Annotated in this window: 17 protein-coding genes and 1 pseudogene; 8 read left to right on the forward strand and 10 right to left on the reverse strand. The window is 64.9% G+C overall.

Annotated features, from left to right (window positions below; genetic code table 11):
- Nucleotides 1-8 precede the first annotated feature (8 nt).
- The 3 genes and pseudogenes from QQK18_RS27530 to QQK18_RS10130 all read left to right on the forward strand — a co-directional run.
- Nucleotides 9-1,157: pseudogene (locus QQK18_RS27530) on the forward strand (ABC transporter permease); the annotation flags it as partial.
- A gap of 834 nt (nt 1,158-1,991) precedes the next feature.
- Entirely contained in the window at nt 1,992-2,372 is a 381-nt protein-coding gene (locus tag QQK18_RS27535; RefSeq protein ID WP_379993750.1) for an FtsX-like permease family protein, read from the forward strand.
- Nucleotides 2,373-2,376: 4 nt separating this feature from the next.
- A complete protein-coding gene (locus QQK18_RS10130; RefSeq protein WP_284340214.1) occupies nt 2,377-3,597 on the forward strand; it encodes an efflux RND transporter periplasmic adaptor subunit in 1,221 nt (406 codons plus the stop codon).
- 35 nt (nt 3,598-3,632) lie between these two features.
- Here the strand turns inward: QQK18_RS10130 and QQK18_RS10135 are convergent, their stop codons facing one another.
- Complete coding sequence (locus QQK18_RS10135; protein WP_284340215.1) at nt 3,633-4,160, reverse strand: dienelactone hydrolase family protein; 528 nt, start codon at nt 4,158-4,160, stop codon at nt 3,633-3,635.
- 250 nt (nt 4,161-4,410) lie between these two features.
- Nucleotides 4,411-5,289, reverse strand: a complete 879-nt coding sequence (locus QQK18_RS10140) for a LysR family transcriptional regulator (RefSeq protein WP_284340216.1) — start codon at nt 5,287-5,289, stop codon at nt 4,411-4,413.
- Nucleotides 5,290-5,452: 163 nt separating this feature from the next.
- Between QQK18_RS10140 and QQK18_RS10145 the strand changes: the two genes are divergently transcribed.
- Nucleotides 5,453-5,908 carry a carboxymuconolactone decarboxylase family protein gene (locus QQK18_RS10145; protein ID WP_284340217.1) on the forward strand — a complete coding sequence of 152 codons (456 nt, stop codon included), beginning with the start codon at nt 5,453-5,455 and terminating at the stop codon, nt 5,906-5,908.
- A gap of 33 nt (nt 5,909-5,941) precedes the next feature.
- Complete coding sequence (locus QQK18_RS10150; protein ID WP_284340218.1) at nt 5,942-6,280, forward strand: antibiotic biosynthesis monooxygenase family protein; 339 nt, start codon at nt 5,942-5,944, stop codon at nt 6,278-6,280.
- Between the two features lie 62 nt (nt 6,281-6,342).
- Here the strand turns inward: QQK18_RS10150 and QQK18_RS10155 are convergent, their stop codons facing one another.
- From QQK18_RS10155 to QQK18_RS10190, 8 genes are all read right to left on the reverse strand, one after another.
- On the reverse strand, nt 6,343-7,116 hold the full coding sequence (locus QQK18_RS10155; RefSeq protein WP_284340219.1) for an exodeoxyribonuclease III: 774 nt from the start codon (nt 7,114-7,116) through the stop codon (nt 6,343-6,345).
- Nucleotides 7,113-7,754 carry an alpha/beta hydrolase family protein gene (locus tag QQK18_RS10160; RefSeq protein ID WP_284340220.1) on the reverse strand — a complete coding sequence of 214 codons (642 nt, stop codon included), beginning with the start codon at nt 7,752-7,754 and terminating at the stop codon, nt 7,113-7,115. The genes QQK18_RS10155 and QQK18_RS10160 overlap by 4 nt, the downstream gene beginning before the upstream one ends.
- Complete coding sequence (locus QQK18_RS10165; RefSeq protein ID WP_284340221.1) at nt 7,751-8,830, reverse strand: tetratricopeptide repeat protein; 1,080 nt, start codon at nt 8,828-8,830, stop codon at nt 7,751-7,753. Before QQK18_RS10165 ends, QQK18_RS10160 begins: the two co-directional genes overlap by 4 nt.
- Nucleotides 8,831-8,836: 6 nt before the next feature.
- Nucleotides 8,837-9,736 carry a non-homologous end joining protein Ku gene (gene ku / locus QQK18_RS10170; RefSeq protein WP_284340222.1) on the reverse strand — a complete coding sequence of 300 codons (900 nt, stop codon included), beginning with the start codon at nt 9,734-9,736 and terminating at the stop codon, nt 8,837-8,839.
- Between the two features lie 40 nt (nt 9,737-9,776).
- On the reverse strand, nt 9,777-12,218 hold the full coding sequence (ligD, locus tag QQK18_RS10175; protein ID WP_284340223.1) for a DNA ligase D: 2,442 nt from the start codon (nt 12,216-12,218) through the stop codon (nt 9,777-9,779).
- Nucleotides 12,219-12,288: 70 nt separating this feature from the next.
- A complete protein-coding gene (locus tag QQK18_RS10180) occupies nt 12,289-13,569 on the reverse strand; it encodes a TRAP transporter large permease (protein WP_284340224.1) in 1,281 nt (426 codons plus the stop codon).
- A 6-nt stretch (nt 13,570-13,575) separates the two neighbouring features.
- Nucleotides 13,576-14,082 (reverse strand): TRAP transporter small permease, encoded by a 507-nt coding sequence (locus QQK18_RS10185; RefSeq protein WP_284340225.1) that lies wholly within the window; start codon nt 14,080-14,082, stop codon nt 13,576-13,578.
- Between the two features lie 14 nt (nt 14,083-14,096).
- A complete protein-coding gene (locus QQK18_RS10190; RefSeq protein ID WP_284340226.1) occupies nt 14,097-15,083 on the reverse strand; it encodes a C4-dicarboxylate TRAP transporter substrate-binding protein in 987 nt (328 codons plus the stop codon).
- Between the two features lie 177 nt (nt 15,084-15,260).
- Between QQK18_RS10190 and QQK18_RS10195 the strand changes: the two genes are divergently transcribed.
- Genes QQK18_RS10195 through QQK18_RS10205 form a run of 3 tightly spaced genes read left to right on the forward strand, consistent with a single transcriptional unit; the run spans nt 15,261 to nt 17,708 of the window.
- Nucleotides 15,261-15,941, forward strand: coding sequence for a GntR family transcriptional regulator (locus QQK18_RS10195; protein WP_284340227.1), 681 nt, complete (start codon nt 15,261-15,263; stop codon nt 15,939-15,941).
- Nucleotides 15,938-16,663, forward strand: a complete 726-nt coding sequence (locus QQK18_RS10200; RefSeq protein ID WP_284340228.1) for an SDR family oxidoreductase — start codon at nt 15,938-15,940, stop codon at nt 16,661-16,663. Before QQK18_RS10195 ends, QQK18_RS10200 begins: the two co-directional genes overlap by 4 nt.
- A complete protein-coding gene (locus tag QQK18_RS10205; protein ID WP_379993717.1) occupies nt 16,644-17,708 on the forward strand; it encodes an Ldh family oxidoreductase in 1,065 nt (354 codons plus the stop codon). The genes QQK18_RS10200 and QQK18_RS10205 overlap by 20 nt, the downstream gene beginning before the upstream one ends.
- Nucleotides 17,709-17,710 lie beyond the last annotated feature (2 nt).

Raw genomic sequence — 17,710 nt, forward strand, 5'->3', positions numbered from 1 at the left:
TTCCGGCAATGAGCCCACTCGACCACAAGCTTTTGCGCGATCTCTGGCGCATCAAGGGGCAGGCCGCAGCCATCGCCGTGGTGATCGCGGTCGGTGTCCTGCTGCTCGTCATGATGGATGGGCTGGTCAACTCGCTCGTAGAGACAAAGACCGCCTACTACGAGCGCTACAGGCTGGCCGATGTGTTTGCCTCGGTCACCCGGGCACCCCGGCGCACCCTGGACGATCTTGCAGCCATTCCCGGTGTCGCGGCGGTGGAGGGCCGGGTCAACGGTGCTGCGCTCATCGATCTGCCGGGCCAGCAGGTTCCGATCCGGGCCCAGGCCGTTTCAGTGCCCGAGTTCCGCGCCCCTGCGCTCAACGATGATTACCTTGCCGCGGGACGCGCGATCGATCCGGCGAGGCAAGACCAGATCCTGCTGCTGGAGGGCTTCGCCAATGCGCATGGGTTGGTGCCCGGCGATGCTCTGACGGTTACGATGAACGGAGCGCGGCGCACGCTTGAGATCGCCGGCCTCGCTCAATCGCCCGAGTTTCTCTATACGACCCCGCCCGGTGAGCTCGCGCCCGACGATGCACGCTTTGCCGTCATCTGGATGAACGAGAAGGCGCTGCAGGCGGCCTTCGACCTCGAGGGCGCATTCAACGAAGCGCTGCTGGCGCTCGGCCGCGATGCGCGCCTGCCGGCTGTTCTCGAAGCCGTCGACCGCATCCTGCGCCCCTTTGGCGGCACAGGGGCCTATGGGGTCGAGAACCAGATGTCGAACCGGTTCCTCACCGAAGAGATCAACAGCCTGCGGGCATCGAGCAGAGCGGTTCCGCCCATCTTTCTCACCGTCGCCGCGTTTCTCCTCTACATCGTCATCTCCCGCATGATCGAGTCCGAGCGCGAGCAGGTCGGATTGCTCAAAGCCTTTGGCTATTCGAGCGCGGGGATCGGCCTGCACTATCTCAAGTTCGTTCTCGCCATCGCCATGACCGGAGCGGCTCTCGGATGCCTCCTGGGCATCGTTTCCGGGATCAATGTCGCCGAGTTCTATCGAGCCTACTACAAATTCCCGTTCCTGCTGTTCAGAGTCGATCCCGCGGCGTTCATCACCGGTTTCATCGTCAGCGTCCTGACCGCGTCGGCCGGGAGTTTCATTGTCCTGCGACGGGTTTTCGCCCTCGCGCCGGCAACGGCGATGCGCCCGCCCGCACCGGCTGACTATAGCCGCTCGGAGCGTTTGGGCGGGGTATTCAGGGCGTTGCTCGATCAGCCTAGTCGCATGGTCGCAAGGCGCCTCATCCGGCAGCCGGTGCGCTCGCTCGCTTCTACCGCCGGCATTGGGGCTGGCATGGCGCTCTCGGTGGCAATGCTGAGCCTGATGGGCGGCTTCGACCGCACGCTCATGTTGAATTTCAGCGTTATCGACCGCAGCGACGTCACGGTCACCTTTACCCAGCCGCTGGGTAGCGATGCCATATATGCGCTGCAACGCATGGAGGGTGTGCTCGTGGTCGAGCCGTTCCGGAATGTTTCGGCGGTTCTGCGCAACGGGCTCCACACCTACCGCGGCGCGATCAACGGACTTGTTGCCGAACCGGAACTCAACAGGGCCGTCGACGCCGATATGGAGGCCATCTATATCCGTGACGACGGCATCATCCTCGCCGAAGCGCTTGCGGAGATCCTGCGGATCGCACCGGGCGAAATGCTGACGGTCGAGATCCAGGAAGGAACCCGACCGGTCTTGCAACTGCCGGTGGCAGGCGTTGCCCGTTCGCTTCTGGGCTCTCCCGCCTACTTTGAGCTTGGCGCACTCAACCATTCCCTTGGTGAGCAAAATCGCGTTTCCGGTGCGCATCTGCGCATCGACGGCGCATATGGCGACGTGATTTACGATCTCCTCAAGAACATGCCGGCGGTGGCCGGCGTCAGCCTCAAGAGCGATGCGCGGGCATCGTTCGAGACGCTGATGGATACGGGGGCCGGAGCGATCCGCTATATCATGGCGGCCATCGCCGGCATCATCACCTTTGGCATCGTCTACAACAGTGCACAGATCGCCTTCGCCGAACGCGAGCGGGATCTCGCCAGCCTGCGGGTGATCGGGTTCACCAAGGGCGAAGCCGCTTTCGTCCTCCTGGGTGAGCTCGCGGTGATCACCGTCGTCGCGCTGCCGGTCGGATCGGTGCTGGGTTACTACATGTCGGCGGCCATCGCCGCAGGTTTCAGCACCGATCTTTACCGCATTCCCACGATCTTCGTGCCCTCGAGTTACGGCACGGCAGCCATCGCGGTGCTGGCCGCCGCGATCGTCTCCGGCTGGCTGGTCAAGCGCAACGTCGATCGGATCGATCCCGTGGCGGCATTGAAAACGAGAGGCTAGGGCCTTGGCGAAAAAGAGATCGCGTTTCTGGATCATGGCGGGAGGGGGCATCGCTCTGGCGGCGGCCCTCGCCTATGCGTTCTGGCCGCAGCCGCTGGTCGTCGACATTGGGCAAGTCACGCGCGGGCCGATGTCGGTCACGATTGGTGAGGAAGCGCGAACGCGCGTGCGCACGCCCCATGTCGTCGCTGCGCCGGCCGACGGGCGCTTGCTGCGCGTGGACATCGAGCCTGGCGACAAGGTTGAAGGCGGCCTGACGACGGTTGCGCGCATAGCGCCCTCGGCGTCGCCGATCCTCGACGAACGCTCGCGCGCCGAAGCCCGCGCGGCCGTCAGCGTCGCCGAGGCCGCTCTGAAGGGGGCCCGCGCCGAGCTTGCGAGTGCCGAGGCCGACAGGACCCTGGCGACCGAGGAACTCGAGCGCGCGCGCCGCTTGCGCATGACAGGAGCCACATCCCAGTCGGCGCTCGATCAAGCCCAGCGTACCTGGAACACGGCAAACGCGACCTATGAAGCCGCCGTCGCTGCGGTCGCGATGCGCGAGGCTGAGCTCGAAAGCGCGCGGGTCCGGCTGGTGCGCGTGGGCGATACGTTGGGTGCGGGCGATGACGATGGCGTTCTTTCGCTCACCGCGCCCATATCTGGAACAGTTCTCCGCGTCGAACGGCAAGATGCCGGGCCGGTCACCACAGGAACGCCGATCATGGAAATCGGCGACATCGAACGAGACCTCGAGGTGGTTGCGGAATTGCTTTCGACCGATGCGGTGCAGGTTTCCGCAGGCGACCGCGTCGAGATCACCGGTTGGGGTGGTGGCGGAAAAAGCCTCGACGGCAGTGTGGCGAGGGTCGAGCCGGGCGCCTTTACCAAGGTTTCCGCGCTGGGTGTCGAGGAGCAGCGCGTCAGGGTGATCGTCGAATTCAGCGACGCCTCCGAGCAGCGCGCGGGCCTGGGAGCAGGATATCGCGTGGAAGTCGAGATCGTCGTCTGGGAGGAGGAGGATGCTCTGATCGCCCCTTCAAGCGCGCTGTTCCGCGAGGGTAACGGCTGGGCCGTCTTTACCGCCGCGGACGGCAAAGCCAACCTCACCCCGGTTGAGGTCGGCCGCAACAACGGTACCAGGGTGCAAATATTAGGCGGCGTTGGGGAAGGCGATGCCGTGCTCCTCTATCCCGGCCCCGAACTCGAGGATGGCGCAAGCATCGAGCCGAGAACTGGACCATAGGCTGGGCTCTCGCCCCTTGTCCGAGTGCGTCGCCGTCAAGCGCGATCGGGAGTGAGGTGGGTCTGAAACCAGTTCGCGGCCTCCTCGATCACCCTATCGAGGGTTCCTGGTTCCTCGAACAGATGCCCAGCGCCTTCCACGATCACCAGGCGTTTTTCGGTGGCGAGGGCGGCGAGTGCCGTGCGGTTCATGTCGATCACCGGTCCATCGAGGCTTCCGACCAGAAGCAGGGTCGGTGCGCGCACGTCAGGGATCCAGTCGAGAGCGAGATCGGGCCGTCCGCCACGGGAGACGACCGCGGCAACGGGCGAGCCGGGCTCGGCTGCGGCCATCAGGGCCGCGCCCGCCCTGGTGCTCGCCCCGAAATAGCCTGGCACCAGACCGGAAAGTTGAGGCTGACCGGCCAGCCAGTCCGTTGCCGCAGTGAGCCGGGAGGCGAGCAGCGGGATATCGAAGACATTGCCGCGATCGGCCTCCTCCTGCGGCGTCAGCAGATCGAGCAACAGAGTTGCGAGGCCCGCCTGTCTCAAGGCTCGGGCGACATAGTTGTTGCGCGGACTCAACCGCCCGCTGCCGCTGCCATGCGCGAAGGCGACAATTCCGCGCGCGCCCTCGGGCACACCGAGGAGCGCTTCAAGACCTGGCGGTCGACACGGACTTCTGAAACGTCGCTATCGAGTGGCATGGTCGTGCCTCGTCGGGCTGCGCGACGGCCCGCCTGCAAGCGAGCGGCGATCACCGCAATCGGAGAACGGGTACGAGTGCTGTCGGTTCAACGATAGCGCTGGGGGGTTAACCTGTCCTGCCGGCGTCCTAAGCGCCCCAGTTGTAACTGCGCACTGTTTCGGCGAAACCCGCAATCGCGGGAGAGAGTGTTCTGCCGGCGACGGAGACAAGAGAAACTTCGCGAACGATTTCCGGGTCACCCACCGGCCGGTGCATGACGCCGGGCAAGGTAACCGAAAATTCGGGCGCAAAGCAGATGCCCATCCCCGCCGCGACCATGGCCATGATCCAGTCCTCGCGTTCACTGCGGTAGGCTACGCTGATCTCGATGCCCCGCTGGGTGCAAAGCTCGGAAATGAAGCCGCGGTACTCGCAATTGATCCGCGAGAGATAGGGCTCCCCCTCGACGTCGCTCAACTGCAGCGTGTTGCGGCTTGCGTAGGGGTGGCCACTGGCGAAAGCGAGACCAAACCGCTCGCGGTAGATCGGCTCGGAGGTCAGCCGTTCGTCGAACGTCTGTGGCTGGGCCATCAGAGCAATGTCCAACTTTCCGTCCAAAAGAAGTTGCGTCAACGTGCTCGGCACGCCCTCCATCATGGTCACACCGATGCCCGGATAGCGCTCGCGAAACGCGTTGAGGAACCCGATGAAACGCAACGGGCCGATAGTGCACATGACACCGAGTGTGAGTGGCGCGTCCTCGAGCCGCAGGAAGCTCCTGGCTGTCTCCCTGGCGAGCTCGGAGCGCCGATACACCTCCTCCAGGTGCGTCCGCATCAGCCGGCCGAAGTCCGTCAACTGGACATGATTGTGCTCGCGGCGGAACAACAACCCGCCGAGATCGCCTTCCAGCTTCTGGATCGCCCGGGTGAGGGCCGGCTGCGTGACGTGGGCGAGGTCCGCGGCGCGATGAAAGTTGAGCGTCTCGCACGCGGCGAGGAAATAGCGGATCTCGTGCATCTCCATGATGCGCCTCCCGCCGATGTCGCCGCAGCATCGGCACGATGAATTCTCGGCATTTTTCGCCATTCCCGGCCGCATGTAAACTGCTGCTCTATCCACCAAACCGGCGGATCAGGAGGAAAGACATTCCGATCGCCCTTCGAGGGGCACTATCAGGGAGATTCCAATGACTGGGAGATTTGCGTTGATCGCATCCGTTGCTGGCCTTGCCATCGTCATGGCATCTGCCGGCCAGGCGCAAGATGTGACGATGGATTACGACGCGACCATCCAGGATATCGAAACAACCTTTGGTTCGGTGCCCAGCTTCATCCACCAGATACCCAAGGCAGCCTTGCCCGGGGCCTGGGCCGAACTGAAGGCGCTGGAGTTTGGGGAAACCGTGCTCGATGCCAAGACCAAGGCGCTCATCGGCATTGCCGTCGCTGCCCAGATCCCCTGCGACTACTGCGTCTGGGCCGACACGAACACGGCAAAACAAGCCGGTGCCACCGACGAAGAGATCGCCGAAGCTGTCGGCGTAGCGGCCCTGACACGGAGTTGGAGCACCTACTTCAACGGTCTCCAGGTCGACTTCGAGACCTTCAAGACCGAATTGGGTGGAGAGGGCGCCATGCAGTGATGCACGTCGATCGCTTTTGAAGAGGAGATTGAGATGACAGCCTTCAATGTCGTGCGCATGCGGGTGAAGCCCGGCCATGAGGAGCAATACCTTGACATCCATCGCCAGATCGACGCGACCAAGAAAGACCGAATGCGGCAGGCCGGACTGAAACGCTTCCTGCTGGTGAAAACGGGCGAGCGCACCTATTGCGTCATCGGCGAATGGGACAGCTTCGACGGCATCGTTCAGGCTCGGCCCGACATGATCGGCGAGCTCGACAAGATGCGGGATATCCTCGAAGACCTTGGCGGCGGATTGGGCGTGACCGATCCGGTGTCGGGAGAGGTGGTCCTGGAGGTGGAGACCGACTCCAGAATGCCGGCCGGATAAATCGTCGGCGGCGGGCGTTGTTCATCGAGAACGCGCCTTGCCGCCGTCGCCCTCCGTCACCCCTAAACCTTCAGCTCAATCCACGCCGGCGCATGGTCGCTCGCGCCCTCGCGACCGCGCACCTCCCGATCGACTTCGGCCGCCTTCAGCTTCCGCGCCAACTCCCGGCTGAGCAGGAGGTGGTCGAGCCGGAGGCCGGCGTTTCGCGGCCAGCGGTTCCGCATGTAGTCCCAGAAAGTGTAGACGGTTTCGTCGGGGTGCCGGGCGCGGAGGGCATCGGTCCAGCCCTGGGCGAGGAGGCGGGCAAAGAGTGCGCGGCTTTCCGGCTGCACCAGCGCGTTGTCGCGGTAGGACGTCGTCTGGTAAATGTCGCGCGGCTCGGGCACGATGTTGTAGTCGCCGGCAAGGACGACGGGCAGGTCCGTGGCCCAGAGTTCGCCGGCGTGCGCCAGAAGCCGTCCGGTCCAGGCCATTTTGTAGTCGAATTTCGGACCGGGGCGGGGGTTGCCGTTGGGCGCATAGAGGCAGGCAATAAGAACGCCGTTGACGGCCGCCTCGATATAGCGCGCTTGGCCGTCGTCGGGATTGCCTGGAAGCTCCTCGCGCGTCAGGATCGGCTCGGCGCCGCGCGCCAGGATGGCAACGCCGTTCCAGCCGGACTCCCCGCGCCAGACGGCGCCGTACCCGGCGTCCGCCAGGGCCGTGGCCGGAAACTGGCGATCCGTGGCCTTCGTTTCCTGGAGGCACACGACATCGGGCGCCGCATCGGCAAGCCAGGCCATCAGATTGCCGAAACGCCTGTTGATGCCGTTGATGTTGAAGGTGGCGATCTTCACCTGGCGATGCGGCCGAGCCACGCCTCGACAGTAGTGGCGACGGTCTTCATATGGTCGGCCGCCGAAAAGCCGGAGACGGACTTGCGCGGCGTCAGGTTGTGGTCTCCGTCCTGGAGCCAGAGCATCTCGATGGTGGGCGACAGCTCATAGCGGGCGACCTCGTCGCGCGTGCCGAATTCGTCACGCGTCCCTTGGCAGACAAGCGCCGGCGTCTTGAGGCCCTTGAGGTGGGCGGTCCGTAATTGCTCGGGCCTACCGGGCGGATGGAACGGATAGCCGAGGCAGACAAGCCCGGCGATCCTGCCGGCATCGAACAATCCGTCGGCCACCATACTGGCAACACGCCCGCCCATCGACTGGCCGCCGATGATGAGCGGGCCGGCCGTCGGCCCCAGCGCGTCGACCGCCGCCACATACTCCGGCATCACCGTCTCGGCTTTGGGCGGCGGCTTGCGGCCCGCTTCGGTGCGCCGGCTTGCCATATAGGCGAACTCGAAGCGGGCAACGCGCAACCCCTGCGCCGCCAGGGCCTTCGCCGTCGCGTTCATGGCCGCCGAATCCATGGGCGCGCCCGCGCCATGGGCGAGAAGCACGGTGAAGCGTGCTTCCTGCGGGCCGTCGAAGAGAAATTCCGTCATCGCCGCGCCGTCTTGTTGAGGAGCCGGTGGACAAGCCCGATGCCGGCGCGAGCACGCCGCGCCCACTCGGAGGTGCCGTCGAGTTCGAGATACCGCTGCCACCAGTCCCGGGCGGCGGCGAGGTTGCCGGTGTCGTATTCGAGAGCGGCAAGGTTGTAGATCGCGTCGGCATAGCCGGGATCGATCTCAACCGCCTTTCGCAGATGGTCGCGCGCTGCCTCGGTCCGGCCCATGTCGCGCAGCAATCCGCCGAAATTGAACCAGGCTTCAACGAACAGCGGATCGCGCTTCAGCGCCGTGACGTAGGCGTGGGCCGCTGCTTCCAGCTCGTTGGTATGGCGCAGGCAATTACCGAGGTTGAAGGGCGCCGTCGCATCGGTCTGGTCGAGGGCCGCGCAATGCTCGTAGAGGCGCGCGGCATCGCCGAAAAGTTCGGCAGCTTCGGCGATCTCGGCATGGATGAAATAGTCCTCGGCCTCGTCCGTCGGCTCCTCCAGCGCCAGCAGGCGCTGGCCGTCGAGCTCGGTAAACGAATGCGCATCGCGGGCAAGGATCTTGTCTCCGCCCGCCTGCAGCGTCAGCGCCGTCAGCGACCCGACCGGGCCGATCTGGTGCACCGACCGCGCGATCGCGCTCCAGCTCGCGCCGCCGGCAACGAGCCCCATGTACTTCCTGGCAAGAATCGCATCGCGGAAGGAATATGGCTCCACGTGGTTTTCGAAGGCATCGAAGAGGGTGAGGAGGTCAAGGGTCTCGGCGGCGAGGCCCGACTGGTCGAGAAGCGACTGCCGGCCGATATTGGCGGGCGCGGGCGCCGGCAGGCTGCCGACCTCACGCAGGAACTCGTTCTCGCTGAGGAGCCGCGTCCTGCCCGCGCGCGCCGCGGCTACCCGGCGCTCGATCTCGGCTTCGTCTTGGCGGGCGAGAAGCGTGCGCCCGAACACGGCAACCGTGGTGCCGCGCGTGACCGTGCGGTGCAGGCGCCCCCCGAGGCGCTGGACATGGCGGGCAGCAAGGCGAAGCGGGAAAGCGCTCAGCGCCCCGACGACGCCATAGCTCTCGCCGCTCTTTCTCATCAGGAATTAGGCTTTCTTTCTGGACGTGGCTTTCGGGCTTGCAGCCTTCGATGCTTCCAGTGCCGCCTTCAGCGAGGCCTTGGCCGGAGACTCCTTCACCGGAGCGGCCTTCGCTTTGCTCTTGGCGGCAGGCTTTGCCTCGCCAAGGCTGGCCTTGAGCGCATCCATGAGGTTGATGACGTTGCCGCGCTCGGGCGCTGCAGCAATGATCGGCTTGTGACCCTTGAGCTTTTCCTTGATCATGGCCATCAGAGCAGCCTCGTAGCGGTCCTCGTAGTCCTTGGGATCGAAGGCCGTGACCTTCTGCTCGATGAGCTTTTCCGCCAGCTCGAGCATTTCCGCGTCGGGCTTGCCGACCGGGATATTGCCGAAATATTCAGCCGTACCGCGCACCTCATTTGGGTTGCGCAGCGTGGTGATCAGCATGCCGGTCTCGCGCGCGCCGATCGTCACAACCCGCTCGCGGCTGGAGAAGACGAGCCGCGCGATCGCAACCTTCCCGCTCCGGCGCATGGCTTCGCGCAAAACGACGAACGTCTCCTCGGCCATTGCTCCGTCGGGAGCGAGATAGTAGGGCGCGTCCTGGTAGACGACGTCCACCTCGTCCTCGTCGACGAACGCCTCGATATTGAGCGTGTGGTTGGACTCGATTCTGACCGCTTCGAGATCGGAATCCTCAATGATGATGTACTGCTTGTCCTCGTATTCGTAGCCGCGCACGAGGTCCGAGCGTTCGACGAGCCCCAGTTCCGGATCGACCGGCTTCATGTTGATCCGGTTGTGCGTGTCCTTGTGGAGCTGATTGAAGCTGATCCGATCGGCGCCGCTAGTGGCCGGATACATTTTGACCGCGCAGCTGACGAGACTGAGCCTCAGATGTCCCTTCCAACTCGCTCTTGCGGCCATGGCAACCTCCTACGCGCGAAACACTGCACAAACGAAGACATCATGGCTTAAGATCCCGGGAGGACTCGTTAATGTCCGCCCAGGGATCGCCAGACGTGCTTAATAAAGGCGGAAGAGAAGTGTAGTTCAGGTCCTGGGGAGAGTCGATAGACTCAAGGTCCCGCCAGCTTATCGGCGTCGAGGCCGGCAAGTGCGGCCGGGCCCGCAGCGAATAAGCAGCGACCGCGGTGGCGCTCCGCGCATTGCGGTGATAGTCGATGAATATCCGCCCCTTGCGGTTCTGCGCGCCCATGGTGGTGACGAACGCATCCTTGGCCGAAGCGGCGAGCCGCTCGGCAACCGCGGCGCTCGCCCGGTGCATCTCCTTCCAACCCAGCTTCTGGGTGATCGGCACGACGATGTGCACACCCTTGCCCCCGGTGGTCTTGACGAAGGGGACGAGGCCGATCCCCTCGAGCTCGCCCTTGAGGTACACCGCCGCATTGACGACCTCGCGCCATGCGATGCCCTCTCCCGGGTCGAGGTCGAAAACCACCCTGTCGGGCTTGTCGAGGTGGCGCTCATGGGTGCCCCAGGCATGGTATTCGATGACGCCGAACTGGGCGAGGGCGAGATAAGCCTTGGCGTCCTCGACGGTGATGAAGGTCTTCGTCTCGCCTTCCGAGTTCTTGGTGGCAAAGCTCTTCACCGTCGGCGGCATGCCGGTGAACGGGTGGCGTTGGAAGAAGCACTCAGCGAGCTTGCTCGACGGGCACCGGAAGAGCGAGACCGGGCGGTTGAAGAGGTGCGGCAGCATGAAGTCACCGACCGATGCATAGTAGACGGCGATATCGAGCTTGGTCGGTCCCGACTTGCCGAAGAGGCGTCGCGTCGGGTTGGTGACCCAGATGCCGGCAAGGTCTGCATCCGAGATGATGCGCTGGCGCGTCGGTTCGGGTGCCGTCGTCAGCTCGGCTTCGCGCAGGCCCTTGAAGGTGGCATGGCGCAGCATGCCGTCGGTGGTGATGCTCCCGTACTGGATGCGCGCGGTCAGCACCGGTCGCACGGCAAGGATTTCCTTGGGCGCGCCTTCGAGCTTGTCGGGGATGCGCATGCGCTCGAGCCGGGCGTGGAGGGGGCGCATGGTGGCGGCGTCCATCCCGGTCCCCACCTTGCCGCGATAAACGAGGTCGTCGCCGACCCACTCGGCCATGGCCAAGGCCCCGATGCCCCCGGCGGCATCGGACTGACTGTAGCCTGCGATGACGAAATCGCCCGTTTTGGGCGCCTTGATCTTGAGCCAGGTGGACGTGCGTCCCCCTTGATAGACGCTGTCGGAGCGCTTGGAGACAATGCCTTCGAGCCCGATCTCCGACGCCTGCTGAAAGAGCGGCTGCCCGTCGCCCTCGACGTGATCGCTATATTGGATCGCCGAGCTCGGGGTGACGTAGCCGGAAAGCAGCTGCGCCAGCAGGCCCTTGCGCTTGACGAGCGGCACCGCCTTGAGGTCCCAGCCGTCGAGATGGACGAGGTCGAAGGCATAGAAGATGAGCTTGTCACCCTCCCCGTTGCCGAGTGCTTCCTGCAGCATGCCGAAACGGCTTATGCCCTTCTCATCCAAGACGACGATCTCACCGTCGATCACTGCCTGCTTGCAGGAGAGGGCTCCGAAGGCGCGCGGCAGGTCGCCATAACGCCGCGTCCAGTCGAGCCCGCCGCGAGTAATGAGCTTTGCCGTGCCGTCCTCGACGAAGGCAGCGGTGCGGTAGCCGTCGAACTTGATTTCGTGGAGCCAGCGCGAATCTGCTTTGGGCGGCTCGGAGGCGGCCGTCGCCAGCTGCAGCTCCAGCTTGTGCGCCATGGCCGCTTTGGCTGCGCCGGCAAGCTTGCCCGGCTGCGGCCGCGTGCGTTTTGCCGGCGGCTGCGGGGCAGGTGGAGGTGCGACGAGCTCCTCGATACGCCGTCCGGATTTGACACTTTCCGGCCGCGCCTCGAGAATGTCGATCTCGGTGTCCATGGCGGGATCGCGTTCCTTGAACAGCAGCCAGTTCTGCTTGTTGCCGTCCTCGGGCCGCCCCTTGAGGCGCGTCAGCATCCAGCCGCCGTTGAGCTTGTCGCCGGCGAGGCGAAACTTGAAACTGCCCTTGTCGATGTCGGACCGTGGATCGCCCATCGGCGCCCACACGCCCGTATCCCAGACGATCATCGGCCCACCGCCATATTCGCCCTCCGGGATCACCCCCTCGAAGTCGATATAGTCGATCGGATGGTCTTCGGTGGCGACGGCAAGGCGCTTGTCGGCCGGGTTGAGCGACGGGCCTTTCGGCACCGCCCAGCTCTTCAAGACCCCATCGAGCTCGAGGCGAAGATCGTAATGGTCGGCGGTCGCATGGTGCTTGTGCACCACGAAACGGCTCCCTTCGCCGCGGCCGGCACCATAGGGCTCCGCCGTCCTCGAAAAATCCCGCTTTTCGCGGTAGCGGCGAAGATCGTCTGCACACATGAAAAAGAGATTAGCAGGGCAGGCCGGGGACCGGCAAATGCCAGTTCGCATGGGTACCGGCTCACACAGCTCAGCCGAAGATCAACCGGGGAATGGCCAGGACAACGTCGGGCAGGAAGACGAGCGCGATGGTCACCGCAGTCACCGTCAGGAAGAAGGGCAGGGCCTCGCGCGTATAGTGCGCGACCGACACCTTCATGATCGAGCATACCGCATACATCGCCGCCCCCACCGGCGGGGTGAAGTTGCCGATGGTCGCGGCGAGGATGAAGACGAGGCCGAAATGCACCGGATCGCCATCGAGCTGGCGGATGAGCGGCAGGAAGATCGGGGTGAGCATGATGATCAGCACAGTGGCGTCGATGAAGAGGCCCATGACGAGGACGAGGAGCGCGACGATCACCATCACCGCGGAAAGATTGTCCGTCAGTCCGAGGATGGAGCCGGAAATGAGTTCGGGCACCCGTTCGAACACAATGCCGTAGGTGAAGATCGCCGAGAGCGCGATGAGGAACATCACCGCCCCCACATCGGCAAGGCTGCCCTGCATGGCCTCGGCAAAGGAGGCCGGGCGCATCTGCCGATAGACGAGGGTGCCGATGAATACGGCATAGACAACCGCGAAGGCGCCGATCTCCGAGGGCGTGAATACCCCCATGCGCAACCCGAACAGCAGCATGACCGGAAACAGCAATGCCCAGATGCCGCCGCGAAAGGCGAGGGCGATCTCGCCCAACGACGGCCGGGTTTCGCGCTCCGGCGCATAGCCGCGGATGTGGGCCATGAACAGCACCGTGGCGGTGAGAGCGACATAGAGCACGACCGCCGGCAGGATGCCGGCCGCGAACATGCGCCCGATCGAGACCTGGCCGATCGTGCCGTAGAGGATGAAGCCGATGCCCGGCGGGATCATAGGTGTGAGGACCGCGCTGAAGGCGATCGCTGCAGCCGAGAAGCCCCGGCTGAGGCCGCGCTTGGCCATGCCGTCCCCCAGGATGCGTGCCTGCATGGCCGCATCGGCGATGGCTGAGCCCGACACGCCCCCCATCAGCGCCGACATGGCAATGGTGACCTGCGCCAGCCCGCCTTTCAGCCGTCCGGTCAGCACCGACGCAAGGTTCAGCAACGCTTCGGTGATGCCCGACTTGTTGAGCAGGTTTCCGGCAATGATGAACAGCGGCACGGCGAGCAGCGCAAAGTTCTGCGTCTGCGAGACCGTCACCTGCACCGGGATAGTGTAGGGGAGCTCCGGGTGCTGGAGGAAGAACAGCGCGCCCGAGATACCGATGGCGAACGCGACCGGCATGCCCGCGAGCAACAGGACGACGAAGGTGGCCGCGACGATCAGCATCCCGGGCTATGCCGTCTCTCGGCTGTCGGAACCGCGCCGCATCCGCACGAGGGTCGTGAGCGCCAGCAGCGCCGCGCCGACCGGCAGGCTCATGGTGATCCAGGAATAGCTGATCCAGGGGATGCCCTGGAAACTGCGGGCCGACGACACCCAGGCGAGCTGGACGCCGGCATAGACGAGGAAGCCGAGGAAAGTGAGGATGATGAGGTGGTTGAACATCTCGACGCCACGGCGCCAGCCTTGCGGCAGCCGTGCAGTCAACAGGTCGATATTCATCAGCGCGTCGTTGCGCCAGGCGATGTCGGCTGCAAGGAACGCCGCCCAGGCAAAAAAACAAGTGGCGAAGTCCGTTGTCCAGTTGATGGGGTGGCGCAACATGCGCGCCACCCCGCCCGAGAAGATCAGCACGACCATCGCCACTAGCAGCACCGCTGCCAGCACCGCCTCGGCCCGCCCCAGGGCGAAATAGGCGCGCTCCAACGGCGATTGCGGCTCCCCATGGTCTGCCGTCATCGGGCTCTCCGGTCTCAGTTGGTACCCATCTGAGCACGGACCTCTTCGACCGCTTCGGCCAGGCCCAGGGCCTCGTAGGCGGCGTTACCGGCTTGCCGGAACGCCTCCATGTCAACGTCGGTGACGACTTCCATGCCCGCTTCGATGACCGCCTGCTTGGCCTCCTCGGTCGCCTCCGCGATAACCTGCGAGGTCTCCTGCCCGGCGGCCCGGCACTCTTCGACGAGCGCCGTCTGGTAGTCCTCCGGCAGGCCGTTGAACCACTGCGAGGAAACGACCTGGAAGTTGACGAGCAGGATGTGCGCCGTCTCGTTGGCATAATCCAGCACCTCATGGAGGTTGCCGGCAGTGATGTTGGGATAGACGAGCTCGGCCCCGTCGATGGCCTGCTGCTGCAGGCCCGGATAGACATCGCCGAATGCCATGGCAACGGGCTCGGCGCCGAGTGCACGGATCGACTCCTGCCAGATCGGCGCAGGCGGGGTACGGATGCGCTGACCGGCGAGGTCTTCCGGGGTGCGGATCGGCTTGTTGGTGAAGAAGTGGCGGAAGCCCTGCACCCAATCGAAGCACACGACCTTGAGCCCGTGCTCATCGGCCAGTTCCTGCTGCCACTGCTCGACGACGGGCAGGTCGGTGAGGGCGAACGCCTCCTCCTTTGAGGCCACGAAGTAGGGACCGTTGATGACCGCGATGCCCGGTACATAATTGCCGAGCCGCGCCGCATCGGTGTTCTGGCCGATATTGGCGCCCTGCCGGATCTGCTCGATGATGTCTTCCTCGACGCCAAGCTGGGCGGAATGGAAGACCTCGATGGTCAACCCGCCATTGGTGCGCTCGTTGACCGCTTCGGCCCAGGCGAGGAACCCTTCGTGGAATGGCTCGCTCGGCCCCAGCACGTGATTGAAACGCAGCGTATAGGTCTCCTGCGCCTGTGCGCCTGTCGCGGCCAAAAGCCCGACGGTCGCGCAGAACGATGCGAGAAGTCGTCCGGTTTTCATAATCTCTCCTCCCGTGATGGCCTTAGCGGCCTTGCCGGCAGCCGCACTTGCCCGGCGACCTACAATCTCATATATCAGATGCCAGGTGTCAGACACAAGGCGGATGCGGTGCCGGTAGCGCTTCGCGCAACCAACCGCTATGACCGGGCGGGGATTCGAGGACCGGACGGAGAGGGCATGAAGATCGAGCGGCCGAAATCGCTGAAGGAGCTGGTGGTGGACGAGCTGCGCAACCGCATCATCGACGGCCGCCTCAAGCTCGGTGCGGCCCTCTCGGAGAACGCGCTCGCCGCTGACCTCGGCATGTCCAAAACCCCAGTGCGCGAAGCGCTGCAGCAGTTGCGGCTCGAAGGCCTGGTCGAAGTCATGCCGCAGCGCGGCACCTACGTCTTCCGCATGGCACCTGATGAAGTGGTGCTGATCAGCGAGCTGCGGTCCATCCTCGAGCTGCCGGCCGTCGAAAAGGCCATGGAGCGTAACTACCCGGCCCTCCTCGAGCGGATGACCCGGCTCTACGCCGACATGCGAGTGGCCTACGAGGCCGGAGATACGGTGGCCTATCACAAGCTTGACGGGCGCTACCACCAGGCCATCATCGATCTTTGCGGCAATCCGTATGTTGCCGACGCCTACAATCAGATCGGCTTCCGTATCCAGGCGCTGCGTTCACGGCTCTCCAACGAAGCCGCCCTCAACTCGCGATCCATGCGCGACCACGAGGAGATGCTGCGACTGGTAAAAGCCCGAAAGGTCGATAGGCTCAAAACCTTGCTCGCCACTCATATCGACCAGACCAAATCCTCCTATCTTGCCGTCCTGGCCGAACGAGACCTGCTGGGCGTGGAGATGGTGTCGTGAACGGCCGGCTCGCGGGCAAGACGGCGCTGGTGACCGGCGCCGGGGCTGGCATCGGCCGAGCCGTCGCCCTGGCGTTCGCAGGCGAGGGCGCCAAGCTGACCGCGATCAGCCGCTCCGCCTTCGATCTCGGCGAAGGCATAGCCACGCGACGGCTCGACGTTGCCGACACCGCCGGCATCCATGCACTTGCTGAGGAGCTCGGCACCGTCGACATCATCGCCAACGTCGCCGGCTATGTGCACGCCGGCACCATACTCGACTGCTCCCGCGAGGAGTGGGAGGGGAGCTTTGCCGTCAACGTCACGGCCATCTACGAGACCGTGCGCGCCTTCCTGCCGGCCATGCTGGCCAAGGGGCGCGGCAACATCGTCTGCGTCGGTTCCATCGCCGGGGCGATCAAGGGAACGCCGGGACGCTTCGCCTATGGGGCGAGCAAAGCGGCACTGGTCGGGCTGGTCAAGGGGATCGCCGCCGATTTCGTCGGCAGGGGTATCCGCGCCAACCTCATCTGCCCGGGCACGACCGATACTCCTTCGCTCGATGAGCGCGCCCGTGCGACCGGCGACTACGAAGCCGCCCGCGCGGCCTTCATCGCCCGCCAACCCATGGGCCGCCTCGGCCGACCCGAAGAGATCGCCGCGCTCGCAGTGCATCTGGCCTCCGATGAATCTGCCTTCACCACCGGCGCCGTCTACGTCGCCGATGGCGGCGCAACGATATAGGTCGAGGGTGGAGGGCGCGGCGCAATTCCGTGTCGAGGCCGCGCGGCTCGAGGGGCGCGTGCGTGATGCATTGCTCGCGGCCGGCGCCAGTGCGGAGTCCGCCGATGCGGCGACGCGGGCGATGATGCATGCCTCTCGTCTCGGCGTCGACAGCCATGGCGTACGGCTCACCGAGCACTATTGCCGTATGCTCGCCGGCGGGCGGCTCAACAAGACGCCGAACCTTACTGTCGACATCAGGGCCCCCGGTAGCGCGGTGGTCGACGGGAACGACGGCCTCGGGCACTTCGCCGCCTACAGGGCCATGGAGGTGGCTTGCGAGCTTGCAGCGACGTCCGGTGTTGCGGGGGTCGGCGTGGTCCGCTCCTCGCATCTGGGGGCAGCAGGTGCCTATGCCCTTGCCGGCGCGGAGGCAGGCATGATCGCCTTCGCCACCACCAATACCGATTCCATGGTGGCGCTTTTCGACGGAGCCGAACGCTTCCACGGCACCAATCCACTGGCCTTTGCCGCGCCGGTGCCGGGCCAACTTCCGTGGCTCCTCGACATGGCGACCTCATCCATTCCTATGAACCGGGTGCTGCTGCACCGCTCGCTCGGCAAGCCGTTGCCCGAAGGCGTGGCGGCCGATGCCGCGGGCGTGCCGACGATGCGCCCCGAGGCGGTCGAGATGCTCTTGCCGCTCGGCGGGGCCGGATATGGCTACAAGGGCGCAGGCCTGGCGGGCATTGCCACCATGCTCTCGGCTGTGCTCAACGGCACCACGCTCGATCCCGACTTCATCCCCATGTACGACGCGACCGACATCTCGACGCCAAGGAACATGGGCCACTTCGTCCTTGCCATCGATCCTGAAAAATTCGCCGGCGCCGCCGTCTTCGGTGAAATGATCCTGCGCTACCTAGAGGCGCTGCGCGATTCGCCGCCTCGCCGGGGCGCCCGCACCATGGCGCCAGGTGATCGCGAATGGACCGAAAGCGACAGGCGGGCGCGGATGGGTATCCCCGTCGATCCGGATACGGCCCGTTACCTGCGGCTCGATTGACC

It is taken from the genome of Devosia nitrariae, assembly GCF_030160115.1.
GTDB classification, from domain to species: domain Bacteria; phylum Pseudomonadota; class Alphaproteobacteria; order Rhizobiales; family Devosiaceae; genus Devosia; species Devosia nitrariae.